Below are 13,567 nucleotides of genomic sequence, written 5' to 3' on the forward strand. Positions count from 1 at the left end.
ATAGAGTAAGGAGGGGCAGGGTGGAAGTTTCAGATACTTGATATGGTACAAAATCTTACGATTTTAAATGTACCACCGTATCTGACGGCAATTCCTCCCCCATTTATCGTATGGTTTATTTATCTCAAGGAGCAATGCTGGAAATTGAAGATTTGGACAAGTTAAAACAAGTGTTTATTGATCACGGTTAGACCTGGTTAACGGCGTTAAATATGATGTTGTTTTCGTTATTACACTATCCGTGCGGAACTACCCTATTAAATATTTATAAAGAAACCAAAAGTAAGAAGTGGACGTTTATGTCATTTGCGATTCCAACAGTGATTGCCATTGGCATCACGTTCCTGACAGCTACTATTGCCCGGCTATCTGGGTGGGTTTAGGAAACTAAAAACATTTTGAACATTTGAAAGCTGCCATAGGATTGGCAGCTTTCAAAAATTCTATTGGCTTGAATCATTTGGGCTGAAATATTCACAATTCAACCTCTTTCATTGCAAAACGAAGTTCGTTATTATTATTTAATAGTTTTAAATTCCTCCATAGTTTTATCAATTTTTACTTGGGTTTCTTCAACTATTTTTTGTAAGATTTCCGTAATTTGGGTAACCTTAGATACTTCGTTTGTAATATTTTTTATATTAGAATTTACTCCTTCTATGGCCTCATTGGAGTTATTAGCTAATTTACGAACTTCATCTGCGACAACTGCAAACCCCCGTCCGTGGACCCCGGCTCTTGCTGCTTCAATAGCTGCAATATTCATTAGCTGACCTTAAAGTGAATATCATTTTAAAACGTTTTTAAAATGACATTCTAGTTCATTCTATTTAAATGTTAGTCTTAATGCAACTGTTTAGTATGTTGTCCGGCGCCATTTGAAATGGCGCCGGACATAATTTTAGTTTTGGCAAGGCTGAAAGACTATTAATCTCTATATCTGTGTTTACCCAACTTTTTAAAAGTATATGGGATCGGTAAAAATGTTTTGTTATCTCAAAAGAAGAGTATTTATTTCTCAGCGGTTCCTACCCTCGAACCTCCAAAAACTCGATTTTTCCAAAGTATTTTTTCTACTTTGAATTTGTGTAGTGACAAATGAAGGCGGTGATACGCAAGGAACACTTAGAGGAATCAATTGTAAAATGGTTGATTCAACAAGAATAATATGAACAGTATAAGGAAACCTAAAAACATAGGGAGGTGCTTTAAATGGATTCTGTACATAATGCAAAACTAACTTCAGCTGAAATCTCAGCTCTATGGTCGCAATACCTAAATGAAACCGCAAGCCTTTGTATTCACAATCACATGATGGAACATCTGGAGGATAGAGATATTAGGGGTGCTTTTGAATACGCTATTTCCCTTAGTCTCAAACATTTAGACAAAATTAAGGAGTTCTTAACAGGTGAAGGTTTTCCCATTCCTGTAGGATTTTCTGAAAAGGACTGGACACCAAACGCTCCACGTCTGTTTTCAGATGTATTATGTTTGAATTATTTGAACATTATGTCTATCCATGGTTGTCATGGATACGCCGGAGCTATCACAACAAGCACCCGATATGATATACGTGAATATTTTACAGGGTGCAACGCATCTGCAGTCGAGCTATGCAACAAGACAAAAGATATTCTATTAGAAAAGGGACTTTACTATCGCCCTCCAGTGCTTACACCACCTAAACAAGCTGAATTTGTGAAAAATGATAACTTTTTGGCAGGTGGATGGTTAGAGGAAAAAAGACCTTTAAGTTGCATTGAAATTACAGATATTTACTTTAATTTAAAGAAAAGTATACTAGGAAAAGCCATCGGAGTTGCCTTTTCTCAAGTCGCTCAGTCGAAACAGGTTCAAAAGTTTTTGCACCCGGCAGTGAATATGACTACCAAACACATTGATATGTTTGTTGACCTTTTAAACAAAGAAAGCTTGCCTGCCCCTTCTATCTTGGATGCCAAGGTCGACGGTTTATTTTACAATCATTTTCTCTGCAAACTGCTAATCAGCTGAAAACCTTTTTGAAGACAGGCTTCGACTAACTTTTTACTTGTATACCAGCTGTTGACCAGGACATAAACTTGTTCATCATCACTAGCTGGAGCGCTGTTGTGAGCGAAGGGATAACGCTGGTTTTACCCCAATCTCCGATCACAAATACTCGCTAATGGGCATCCATCACAAATAGGGGCTTTTTTGCAATGCTCTTTCGCATGTTCAACGAGTAAAGCATGAAATTCGTTAAACATCGCCAAATCCCTTGGTAATGCCCGTTCAACCTCTAATCTGAACGAGTCATATGATTTTGGCAGATTAATACCAAGACGAAAAAATATCCGTCTGGCATAGGCATCTGCCACAAATACAGGTTGGTCAAATGCATAGAGCAGGATTACATCGGCTGTTTCCGAACCAATCCCTTTAACAGCTAAAAGTTCATCACGCAGTTCATTACAATCTTTCATTTTTATCTGACTGAGATCATATTCATAGGCCTTCAACCATTCCATAAATGCTTTTATCCGCTGTGCTTTCATTTTGAAAAAACCGCTCGGTCTAATTAGTTCAGCAAGTTCATCAAATGATAGTTTTTCAATTTTAGCAGGAGATAAGAACGGCTTTAAATTACTCAGTGCTTTCTCCACATTACGCCAACTTGTGTTTTGGACCAAAATCGCCCCAATCATCATTTCAAAGGCAGTCTTTGCCGGCCACCAGCCTTGTGGGCCGTAGTATCGATATAATTTCTCGTAAATTATTTGATAATCGTGAACCATTTCATCACCATTCCAGCATGTGTAGAAATATCTTAAACTGCTCATATAAAATAGTATAATGGAAATAAGAAAAAATTAAATGGAGGATGTTATGAAATCACAAGAGAAAACTCTCATTTATTGGTCAATTATGAACTATAAAGATTGGAATCTATATCTGGCGGCAACGCCAAAAGGCCTCTGCTATGTCGGTTCTCCGAACAAACCATTTGAAGAATTAGCAGAGTGGATAAAAAAGCATATCCCCAATAGTACACTTATAGAGGATAGCGATAGATTGCAACCATATGCGCGTGAACTTAGTGAATATCTTGAGGGAAAGCGAAAGGACTTTACGATTAAAAGTGATTACCATGGAACCAAGTTTCAACAGGCTGTCTGGAATGCACTATGTGAAATTCCCTATGGAGAAACGAAATCATATTCCGATATCGCCAACCTGATCAATAAGCCCTCTGCAGTTCGGGCAGTTGGTGCAGCCATTGGCGCGAATCCAGTATTAATGACCGTTCCATGTCATCGTGTTATTGGAAAGGATGGAAAACTGACAGGTTTTCGCGGCGGCCTGAATATGAAGGAACGACTATTAAATTTAGAGCGGCAGAGCAAATAAACTTGATTTCGGTCAAGTTTATTTTTCTATATTCAAGGTCAGACATCAAACATTTATTAAAAAAATGAAACTATTAGGTATTTTTATCGTATAATCATGTTGTAACGATTTACATAAATGGAATTAGGGGTGTTGTTAAATGGAAATACAAAAAGAGATACAAAAAAAGAAAGAAAGCCCTTCGTTATTTGGTATGTTTACCAGCCCTGGGATTCAGTTTGAAAGAATTAGAGAGAATCCTAAAAAATGGCTGCCACTTACCATTGTTAGCATTCTTTATGCAGTGGGAATGTTTTTTATGGCGGCAACCATGGATGTGCAAATGTTAATCGACCAAGGACTTACGAAAGAACAGGCGGAAATAGCATTGGGAGTTACGAAAATAACCGTTGTGGTAACAGGAGTATTAACGCCGGTCATCACGATTTTAGTCAGCAGTGTCATTCAGTTGCTTATTTCCAAATTTGGCAGTTCTTCGGTCTCATTTAAACAGCTATTTTCGATGAACACCTATATCATGATAATCGGTGCTGTTGGGGTTATCTTAAATACGGCCATCAGGTATGCCGTTGGCGGAAATCCGGAAATATATATTACCAGTTTGGCAGGTTTATTGAATTCTGAAAAAGCCGGTGTACTTGGGTCTATAGAAGTGTTTTCGATTTGGTCGACCATTTTAACGGCAATCGGGCTTCATAAAACAGCAGGGCTTTCCAAAGGGCTGGCTTGGACTATTGCGATCATTTTCTTCTTGGTTGGCATTGGGTTCGCCTTAGTCGGAACTGCTCTCCAAGGAGCGCCGAAACTATAATGAAAAAGAAACTTTGGATTGGCATCAGTGTTGTCAGTGTCATTATTATTATGATTGCAATTAGTGTCTATCGGCAGGTTTTTGCCGATGGGCCCGCCGTTAAAACAGTCAAGCTTAAGCAGGAGGAAATTTCTTCGCTGCTAATGATTCCCGGAACCGTAAAGCTGGAGGAAGAGCAAGTGATTTATCCTTCACCTGATAAAGGAGAAATAAAGAAACTGCTAATTAAAGAGGGACAGAAAGTAAAGAAGGGAACAGTTTTGGCAGAGCTGGAGAACCCACAGCTTGAACTCGAAAGGGAACAAAATAAAATATCGATAGAATCAGCTTATTTAAAAATAGACCGGATTGAAAAACAAATTGACCAATTAAACGATAAAGAAGAAACATTGAGTAAACAAGTTGGTAAAAAGGAAGCTAAAAAACAGTTAAAGCCAGAATATGATCAATTAGATATGGATAAGAAGCTGGCTGAACTAGATTTGAAGCAAGCAGAGATTCAGCAGGATTTACTTAATAAAAAGCAAAATGATTTGGAACTGAAAAGTACGATGGATGGTATCGTGTTAACAGCAGAAAAAACGGAGCCAAATTCCAGCCAAGGTAGTGCCGCTCAACCAATCATACATATTGGAAAACTGGAGGGAATGACTGTCACTGGGCTCTTGTCAGAGTACGATACATTAAAAGTTCAAAAAGGTCAAAACGTTTCCTTGCGTTCAGATGCCGTCCCTGATAAAAAGTGGCAAGGAAAAATTACTGAAATCTCTATTTTGCCAGAGAAGGATCAAGCAAGTACGCAAGGAGGCAGTCAAGCCGTCCAATACCCGGTTAAAGTGAAAATTGATGGTGACGTTAGCGGGTTAAAGCCAGGATTCCAACTTATTATGGAAATTGAAACAGAGAAAAAATCCGCGTTTGTTCTTCCTAGTGATGCCGTTCAGGATGATGGCGATCAGCCGTTTGTTTTTCTGATTAAGGATGGCAAAGCCCAAAAGCAAACGGTCAAGACAGGGATTATCTCGGGAAATAAAATCGAAATTCTTAGCGGGGTATCCAAGGATGACCTTGTGATTTTGAGCGGTTCGAAAAAATTAAAGGATGGGATGGAAGTGACGGTAAAATGATTCAGCTTGAATCCATCACCAGATCCTTTGCCCTTGGAAAAGAACAAATCCGCGTATTAAATGATATTAGTCTCACGATTGCCGAGGGCGAATTTGTCGCCATTATGGGCCCCTCTGGTTCAGGTAAGTCAACATTAATGAATATTATCGGCTGCTTGGACAAACCCAGCTCGGGCGAATATTATTTAGGCGGTGAAAATGTATCCGGCTATAGCGAAAATGAGCTGGCAAGGGTTCGAAATCAATCGATTGGTTTTGTTTTTCAACAATTTCATCTGCTGCCGCGGCTGACCGCATTAAAAAATGTCGAACTTCCGATGATCTACGCCGGAGTGAGCAAAGCTGAAAGGCAAGAAAGGGCCGAAGAGGCGTTAACCAAAATGGGCTTGCGAGATCGAATGGATCACCTGCCAAATGCTTTATCCGGCGGGCAAAAACAGCGTGTCGCGATTGCCAGAGCAATCGTCAATAAACCAAAGCTTATTTTGGCGGATGAGCCTACAGGAGCACTAGATACAAAAACAAGCATATCGATTATGGAGCAATTTCAGGAATTGAACAGTGAGGGTGTTACGATCGTTGTTGTTACCCATGAACCTGAAGTAGCAGAATATGCAAATCGGACGATTATGGTAAGAGACGGAAGGCTTCAGTCCGCTTCAGCGGCAGATGGGAGGTAGACCATATGAGTTTTTTTGAAAATCTTATGATGGCATTGAGTTCCCTAAAAGCTCATAAAATGCGCAGTATTTTAACAATGTTAGGGATTATCATTGGTGTCGGTGCCGTCATTATCGTTGTCGCGATTGGACAGGGCGGGGAAGCGATGCTAAAGACTCAAATTACCGGATCAGGTAATACAATGGAAATGTTCTACCAGCCATCTGATGAAGAAATGCGTGCCAATCCGAATATATTTTTGGAGGCCCCATTTAAACAGGAAGATATTCGTGCTTTGGAACAAATTCCAGAAGTGAAAAGGGTCGTGGCCTCCAGTACCAAAATGTCTGCAGCAAAGTTCAAGGAAAAATCAGTAGATATTTCTTCGACAGGGATTAACAAGGCCTATTTGCAAATAAATGAATTGAATGTAGCAAAAGGAAGAAGTTTTTCGGCAGCTGATTTTCTTGGAGGCAGCCGAGTTGGTCTGATTAGCAATAAATTACAAGAAGAACTGTTTAAAGGGAAAAATGCTGTTGGAAAAATCATTTTGGTCGCTAATCAGCCGATTGAGATCATTGGTGTTTTAGAAAAGCCGACTGGTCTCCTTGCTTTTGGCTCGATGGAGATTTATCTGCCGTTTCAAACATGGAAAATTATCTATGGCAGCAGTGATTATACTCAAGTCACTCTTCAGGCGGCATCTGCGGAACAGCTGCAAACTGCTGGAAAGAAGGCCGCTAATCTTTTGAATAAAATGCATAATACGGAAAAATCGTATCAGGTTATTAATATGGAGGAAATTGCTCAAGGAATTGGTCAGGTGACTAGAATTATGACCTTGATCATCGGCAGTATTGCCGGTATTTCTCTATTTGTAGGCGGAATTGGTGTCATGAACATCATGCTCGTGTCGGTAACAGAACGCACGCGGGAGATTGGTATCCGCATGGCACTTGGTGCGACGAGAGGTCAGGTGCTAACTCAATTCCTTATCGAATCAATGACACTTACTCTTATTGGCGGGATGATTGGGATATTGCTTGGCTGGGGAGTATCAGAAGTGGTAAGTCTCTTCGCCGGCTGGCCGTCCTTAATATCCTGGGAAGTCGTTGTCGGCGGCGTCCTGTTTTCGATGGTGATCGGAGTCGTCTTTGGCATTTTACCGGCAAACAAAGCGGCTAAACTTGATCCGATTGAATCACTAAGATATGAATAAGCAAGAAAAGCGCAGGCGCTAGGTGCACCTCGAAAAAGCTGCCGCTTTTCCTTCGTGCGATGTCTATGCTGCCGAAGCGTTCCTTGGGGAGCTAGATACAAAACTCTTGACCAAAGATAACGAGTTTACGTTATGTTTGGTTTTTTTCATTTCTTAATCTACCTTCGAAATGTATATTGCAGGAATAAGTTACAAAATCTAAATTTTAACGGAGGTGAAATGGATGAAAAAACTGTTATATGGTGCAATTTGTATGATATTATTTGTTTCTCTGACCGCTTGTGGAGGGGGGACAGATAAAGACACGACTAAAAATAATGACACCACCACCAATAAAACGGAACAGAATGATTCGGCAACAAATACGGCTGCAGATGGAGAGAAAGTATTTCAAGGGACCTGTGCTGCTTGTCATGGGAATGATCTAAAAAGCGGATATGCCCCTGACTTGGACAAAATTGGCTCAAAATTATCAAAAAATGATATTGTTAAAATCATTCACAATGGAAAAGGACAAATGCCTAAGCAAAATCTTTCAGATGCCGACGCTAATGCCGTGGCAGCCTGGCTTGCAGCCAAAAAATAAGTGAATGAAAAACCAGATTAGCTAAAATATCTGGTTTTTTCATTTTCTTGGTTGTTAAGAAAATTATAAAAACTATTAGGTGTAGATAACTTGGACAAGGGTTTCTGAATCATTAAGCGAAAATATTGAACATTTTGGGAAAAATGTAGAACCGGCTTGAAAACCGTTGAAAAGAATGAGATGGTTTGTATAAATAACATGATAAAGTGTGGTCAATATGATAAAGAAACGAATTCGCCATTTAGGCCGGTTACGTGAAATTGTAAATGCCTTTACCCGTCATGGCTTCGGTTATTTAATGAAGGAATTGGGGCTTCTGGACCTTTTATCCGTACCGAAAAGGCTGTTTCTCCAAGGAAGCGAGACAATCGAGGTACTCTCGACAGGTGAACGGATTAGAATGTTTTTAGAAGAACTTGGGCCAACCTTTATTAAAATTGGCCAAATTGCCAGTACAAGACCAGATATTATTCCCTTAGACATTATTCAAGAACTGGTAAAGCTGCAGGATAAGGTCTCCGCATTTCCTTTTTCTGAAGTAAAAAAAATTATTGAAGAAGAGTTAGCTGATTCCTTGGAGAATTCATTCAGGGAATTTCAGGAAACCCCCATTGCCGCAGCATCGATTGGGCAGGTTCATTATGCCGTGCTACCCGCAGGGGAACAAGTCGCAGTTAAGGTTCAACGCCCGAAGCTGAAACACTTGATTGAAACGGATTTGGAAATTTTAAAGGAATTGGCCAGGCTGGCTGATTCTCGTTTAGAATGGGCAAGAAGATATCAAGTTCGTGACATTGTTGACGAGTTGGCCATGTCGATTAGGCGGGAATTGGACTTTGAAATGGAAGCACGCAATACTGAAAAAATAGCTGCCAAGTTCAAAGACAATCCAAAAGTGGTCATTCCCAAGGTTTTCTGGGATTATACCTCAGCGAAAGTTTTAACTATGGAATTTATCGACGGAATTACCCTAAATGAGGAGGAAAAGCTTCAAAAACTAGGTTACGACAGCAAGGTCTTAGGAGAAACAGTGGTCAATACCATCCTTCAACAAATATTAATTGATGGCTTTTTCCACGGTGACCCGCATCCCGGAAATTTATTAGTATTACCAAATGGAGCCATTGCCTTTTTGGATTTTGGCATTGTCGGCCGATTAAGTCCGGAAATGCGGGACCATGTCGCCTCATTTGTTATTGCGTTGATGAGACAAAATACCGATGAAGTCCTTCAGGCAATATCATCCATGGGGGTGGTGCCTGATGATGTCAATTACGAGCAATTAAGAATGGATGTTGACCTTTTACGAGAAAAATATAGCGATCTATCTTTTAAGAATATGAAAATTGGTCAGACGATAACAGATTTATTTTCAGTTGCTTTTCAATATAAAATTAAATTGCCGACAGACTTAACGATATTAGGTAAAACCCTGTTAACGATGGAGGGTGTGGTCGAAAAGCTAGATCCTGATTTAAGTATTATCAAAATTGCCGAACCGTTTGGGAAGCGGTTAATAATGGAACGATATCGGCCTAAAACGATTATCGACAAAGTCTGGAGACGAATCAATGAGTATGGAGAAATGATCCTCGAATGGCCGAAAACCATTAATGAAATATCCGCTATAATGAAAAAAGGTAGAGTAAAAATTGAACTGACAACTCCAGAACTGAATCAATTTATTCAAAGACTGAACATCATTAGTAACCGGATTTCTTTTAGTATCACGTTACTGTCTTTTAGTATTATTATGGCCGGGGTCATTATCGGGACCTCATTGTCAGGACAAACCCCAATATTACTAAACAAAATACCGGTGGTAGAAATCGGTTTTGTGATTGCCACAGGAATGTTTCTCTGGCTTTTATTTTCTATTTTCAAGTCGGGGAAATTCTGAATTTGATTCTCCAGCTAATAAAGTAAGCTGCTTGAGATGGTTTCTTACAACTATGATATTTGTCATAGTTGGGACATGACAAGTATGTCTGCAAATTTTGCTTTCTTTTTTTTATAATGTGAGTTATCAAATAGAGGAAGGAAAATTGTTAAAGATGAATGAAAAACAAAAATTATTAAGGAAGCAAATGGCTCCTTATGAGAAGTCAAATATACTGGCGAGCGTCTGGCAGATCCTTAATACAATTGTGCCCTTTTTTGTTTTATGGTTTTTGAGTTACAAAAGTCTCTCCATTTCGTATCTACTCACTTTTTCATTGGCTGTTGTCGCAGCAGGGTTTCTCGTGCGGACCTTTATCATTTTTCATGATTGCTGTCACTATTCATTTTTTAAAAATCGTACTGCCAATAAAATACTTGGAACATTAACAGGGATCCTCACATTCTTTCCTTTTAGTCAATGGCAGCATGACCACTCTGTCCATCATGCTACAAGCAGCAATTTAGATAAACGGGGAACCGGTGACATTTGGATGCTTACGGTGGAGGAATATTTGCAAGCTTCCCCTTTGAAAAAATGGCAATATCGCTTGTACCGTAATCCATTGGTGATGTTTGTACTTGGTCCGATTTATGTGTTTTTGCTTAAAAACCGCTTTAATCGGAAGGGAGCACGGTCGAAGGAGCGCTGGAATACGTATCTTATTAATATGGCCATTGTCATCATTATCAGCAGTATGTGTTGGGCGATTGGCTGGAAACCGTTTCTTTTAGTAGAAGGTCCGATTTTTTTAATCTCAGGTTCTGCCGGCATTTGGCTGTTTTACATTCAGCATACGTTTGAAGATTCTTATTTTGAAGGAGATCAAGAATGGGAATATGTAAGAGCTGCTGTGGAAGGCAGTTCCTTTTATAAATTGCCTAAGCTGCTGCAATGGTTAACTGGCAATATCGGTTACCATCACGTCCATCATTTGAGTCCCAGGGTGCCCAATTATAAACTAGAAGAAGCGCATAATCAGACACCACCATTGCAAACTGTACCGACGATCACCTTGAAAACCAGCATAAATTCATTGAAATTCCACCTTTGGGATGAACAGCAAAAAAGGTTTATCGGCTTTAAAGATGCAGTGTTTTTCAGTAAAATAAAATAACATGGAAGCTTGTGCTAGGATTGTACCGACAAAAGATGAAGGGGATTAGTGTGATCAAAGAAGCGGTGCCAAAGTTTAAAAAGTATATTACCTTTCAGAAAAGCAATGGAATTGCTCCGTATTTATGGACGGTGCTTTGCATTTTACCGTTTTACTTTATTTTTCAGGCACCATCAACCGTCCATATCATCCTGGGAATTTTGCTGACTTTAACCTTTTTCATCATCTATCGGATTGCTTTTATCTCCAGAGGCTGGCCCGTATATTTATGGACCTTGATCTTAATTGCCATTTCCATCACAGCGACAAACCTTTTCAGTTATGTTTACTTTGCTTTTTTTCTAGCTTATTTTCTTGGAAATATTAAAGAGCGGGTTGCTTTTTTTACCCTTTATTTTATTCATCTCCTGTCTACCTCGGTATCCATAAACTATGGGATTGTCATGCATGAAAAATTATTTTTGCAGCAATTGCCCTTTATTATTATTATTTGGATAAGTGTCATTCTGCTTCCTTTCAGCATTTATAACCGCAAGGAGCGCGGGCAGCTGGAAGAGAAGCTCGAAGATGCCAATAAGCGGATCGCGGAACTGGTGAAACTGGAGGAACGGCAGCGAATTGCCCGCGACCTTCATGATACTTTAGGCCAAAAGCTTTCACTAATTGGGTTAAAGGCGGATTTAGCTAGAAAATTAATCACGAAAGATCCGGATCAGGCGAAATATGAATTGAAGGATGTCCAGCAAACGGCACGAACTGCCTTAAGTGAGGTAAGAAAAATGGTATCTTCGATGCGGGGAATTCGCTTGAAGGATGAACTGCAGCGAGTTAAACAAATGATGAAAGCTGCGCAAATAAGCTTGGCGGTTGAAGATGAATCTGCTCCTAAAAATATATCGCTTTTAACCGAGAATATTTTAAGTATGTGTTTAAAAGAAGCCGTCAATAACGTCGTTAAACATAGCGGGGCGGATCATTGTGTGATTACTTTTGAGCAGTCCTGGAAGGAAGTTGTGATGAGGGTCAGCGATAATGGGAGTTTTTCCAAAAAAGACGGAAAAGTGGAAGAAGGCAATGGACTTATCGGAATGCGTGAACGGTTAGAGTTCATTAATGGCAGTCTTGAACTGCAAACCACCAAAGGAACGACTTTAATTATTAAAGTTCCTAATGATGTAAAACCGGGTGAGGAGGAGGGAGAAAATGATTAGAATTGTTATTGCTGAGGATCAGCAAATGCTGCTGGGAGCTTTTGGCTCACTGCTTAATTTGGAAGACGATATGGAGGTTGTCGGCCAGGCTACAAATGGAGAAGAGGCAGTAGCCCTGGTTAAAGCGCTAAATCCGGATGTTTGTATCATGGATATTGAAATGCCTGGAAAAAGTGGACTTGAAGCAGCCGAAGAGCTGAAAGGACTCAGCTGTAAGCTGATTATTTTGACGACCTTCGCCCGCTCGGGCTACTTCCAACGGGCTTTAAAGGCTGGGGTCAGCGGTTATTTGTTAAAGGACAGCCCAAGTGATGAATTGGCTAAAGCAATCCGAAGTGTCATGGCTGGCCGGCGTATTTATGCACCGGAGTTGATGGATGATGTATACGGTGAAGAAAATCCATTGACGGACCGTGAAAAGGAAGTACTTGAACTGATTGCCGATGGAAAAAATACGAAGGAAATAGCCGAAGAACTGAAAATTAAGACCGGCACGGTTCGCAACTATATTTCTATCATTCTTGATAAGCTTGAAGTTAAAAATCGCATTGAAGCCATTACCCATTTTAAAGAAAAGGGCTGGTTTAAATAAAGGAGGCTGTCCCGATCATTTTTGGGACAGCCATTTTAATACTTAGCCAGTCTGATTGTTTGCTAAAAATCCTTTTATATAATGATATACCTCGATTGGCCGTTCTTCTGGGAGGGCGTGCCCGGTTTTTTCTAATACAATTAATTTTGAATTGGTTAAATCCTTGCTCAGTTTTTCGCCAATTTTCAACGGGACTGACTTGTCATGGTCGCCCCAAATTAATAAACAAGGTGTTTTGATTTGTTTCAATATTTTTGCCGGGAGATCCCCTTCGCGGTCGCGGATCATTCGCGTTAGCGCCACGAATATTTCATCTTGTAAAAATGGCTCCAAGTAGCCGTTGATCATTTCCTCATTAATAATGGAGTGATTATATAATGATGCTTGAAGATTTTTTTCTACTCCGGTTCTGGCAAACCAATATTTCACGAAGCGATGGAAATACGGGAGATAGCTTGAAAGGATAAGCGGCATTTTTGAGCGCTTTAAATAAGCGGAACTGCAGAGCAGGATCGCTTTTTCGGCAATTTCTTGTTTCAAGTGTAAGATATTGAGGACGATTTGACCGCCCATGGAATGCCCGATTAAGATCATTTTTTGCAATCCGAATGACTCAGTCAGCTTAATAACGGTTTGGGCAATATTTTGGTAGGAATATTTATATCGGCTGCATTTTGCGCTTTTTCCAAATGGGGGAAGGTCAACCGACAAAACTTGGAATTCCTTTTTTAGTAAAGGGATCATATGTCGGAATGTAAATGTCGATGAAAGAAAACCATGCAGCAGAACAATCGTCTGTTCGGATGCTTGATTAGGATAAAATTCATAATAAACATCTATGTTATTTACCGGTTTATAACCGGATACAACATTTTGTTCCATTCATCGCTTCACTCCTAGTTCAATCTCTAA

General features: G+C 39.8%; 13 protein-coding genes and 2 pseudogenes. 12 read left to right on the forward strand and 3 right to left on the reverse strand.

Features of this window, described 5'->3' with window-relative positions; genetic code table 11:
• Positions 1–98: 98 nt before the first annotated feature.
• Positions 99–383 (forward strand): annotated as a pseudogene (locus tag JK635_RS09430) (ferrous iron transporter B); the annotation flags it as partial.
• A 134-nt stretch (positions 384–517) separates the two neighbouring features.
• Here the strand turns inward: JK635_RS09430 and JK635_RS09435 are convergent.
• Positions 518–757, reverse strand: a pseudogene (locus JK635_RS09435) (methyl-accepting chemotaxis protein); the annotation flags it as partial.
• A gap of 455 nt (positions 758–1,212) precedes the next feature.
• Here JK635_RS09435 and JK635_RS09440 point away from each other — a divergent pair.
• On the forward strand, positions 1,213–2,016 hold the full coding sequence (locus JK635_RS09440) for a DUF3231 family protein (protein WP_202653704.1): 804 nt from the start codon (positions 1,213–1,215) through the stop codon (positions 2,014–2,016).
• 122 nt (positions 2,017–2,138) lie between these two features.
• Here the strand turns inward: JK635_RS09440 and JK635_RS09445 are convergent, their stop codons facing one another.
• Entirely contained in the window at positions 2,139–2,780 is a 642-nt protein-coding gene (locus tag JK635_RS09445; RefSeq protein WP_202653705.1) for an endonuclease III domain-containing protein, read from the reverse strand.
• Positions 2,781–2,871: 91 nt separating this feature from the next.
• Between JK635_RS09445 and JK635_RS09450 the strand changes: the two genes are divergently transcribed.
• The 10 genes from JK635_RS09450 to JK635_RS09495 all read left to right on the forward strand — a co-directional run bounded on the left by JK635_RS09450 (position 2,872) and on the right by JK635_RS09495 (position 12,655).
• A complete protein-coding gene (locus JK635_RS09450; RefSeq protein WP_202653706.1) occupies positions 2,872–3,393 on the forward strand; it encodes a methylated-DNA--[protein]-cysteine S-methyltransferase in 522 nt (173 codons plus the stop codon).
• 139 nt (positions 3,394–3,532) lie between these two features.
• On the forward strand, positions 3,533–4,204 hold the full coding sequence (gene yknW / locus JK635_RS09455) for a YknW family membrane protein (RefSeq protein WP_202653707.1): 672 nt from the start codon (positions 3,533–3,535) through the stop codon (positions 4,202–4,204).
• Entirely contained in the window at positions 4,204–5,331 is a 1,128-nt protein-coding gene (locus JK635_RS09460) for an efflux RND transporter periplasmic adaptor subunit (protein ID WP_202653708.1), read from the forward strand. The genes yknW and JK635_RS09460 overlap by 1 nt, the downstream gene beginning before the upstream one ends.
• Positions 5,328–6,011: an ABC transporter ATP-binding protein gene (locus JK635_RS09465; RefSeq protein WP_202653709.1), complete on the forward strand. Its 684-nt coding sequence runs from the start codon at positions 5,328–5,330 to the stop codon at positions 6,009–6,011. The genes JK635_RS09460 and JK635_RS09465 overlap by 4 nt, the downstream gene beginning before the upstream one ends.
• A 5-nt stretch (positions 6,012–6,016) precedes the next feature.
• Positions 6,017–7,210, forward strand: a complete 1,194-nt coding sequence (locus JK635_RS09470; RefSeq protein ID WP_202653710.1) for an ABC transporter permease — start codon at positions 6,017–6,019, stop codon at positions 7,208–7,210.
• A 223-nt stretch (positions 7,211–7,433) separates the two neighbouring features.
• The gene (cccB, locus tag JK635_RS09475) at positions 7,434–7,796 is read left to right on the forward strand and encodes a cytochrome c551 (RefSeq protein ID WP_202653711.1); all 363 of its coding nucleotides are present in this window, start codon (positions 7,434–7,436) and stop codon (positions 7,794–7,796) included.
• A gap of 217 nt (positions 7,797–8,013) precedes the next feature.
• Positions 8,014–9,696 carry an AarF/UbiB family protein gene (locus JK635_RS09480; protein WP_202653712.1) on the forward strand — a complete coding sequence of 561 codons (1,683 nt, stop codon included), beginning with the start codon at positions 8,014–8,016 and terminating at the stop codon, positions 9,694–9,696.
• Between the two features lie 154 nt (positions 9,697–9,850).
• Positions 9,851–10,852, forward strand: coding sequence for a Delta(5) desaturase DesA (desA, locus tag JK635_RS09485; RefSeq protein WP_202654311.1), 1,002 nt, complete (start codon positions 9,851–9,853; stop codon positions 10,850–10,852).
• 50 nt (positions 10,853–10,902) lie between these two features.
• On the forward strand, positions 10,903–12,063 hold the full coding sequence (locus JK635_RS09490) for a sensor histidine kinase (RefSeq protein ID WP_368857081.1): 1,161 nt from the start codon (positions 10,903–10,905) through the stop codon (positions 12,061–12,063).
• On the forward strand, positions 12,056–12,655 hold the full coding sequence (locus tag JK635_RS09495; RefSeq protein ID WP_202653714.1) for a response regulator transcription factor: 600 nt from the start codon (positions 12,056–12,058) through the stop codon (positions 12,653–12,655). Before JK635_RS09490 ends, JK635_RS09495 begins: the two co-directional genes overlap by 8 nt.
• 42 nt (positions 12,656–12,697) lie before the next feature.
• Here JK635_RS09495 and JK635_RS09500 read toward each other — a convergent pair whose 3' ends face one another.
• On the reverse strand, positions 12,698–13,537 hold the full coding sequence (locus JK635_RS09500; protein ID WP_202653715.1) for an alpha/beta fold hydrolase: 840 nt from the start codon (positions 13,535–13,537) through the stop codon (positions 12,698–12,700).
• Between the last annotated feature and the right edge of the window lie 30 nt (positions 13,538–13,567).

The sequence above is a fragment of the Neobacillus paridis genome, from assembly GCF_016765675.1.
Classification (GTDB): domain Bacteria; phylum Bacillota; class Bacilli; order Bacillales; family Cytobacillaceae; genus Neobacillus; species Neobacillus paridis.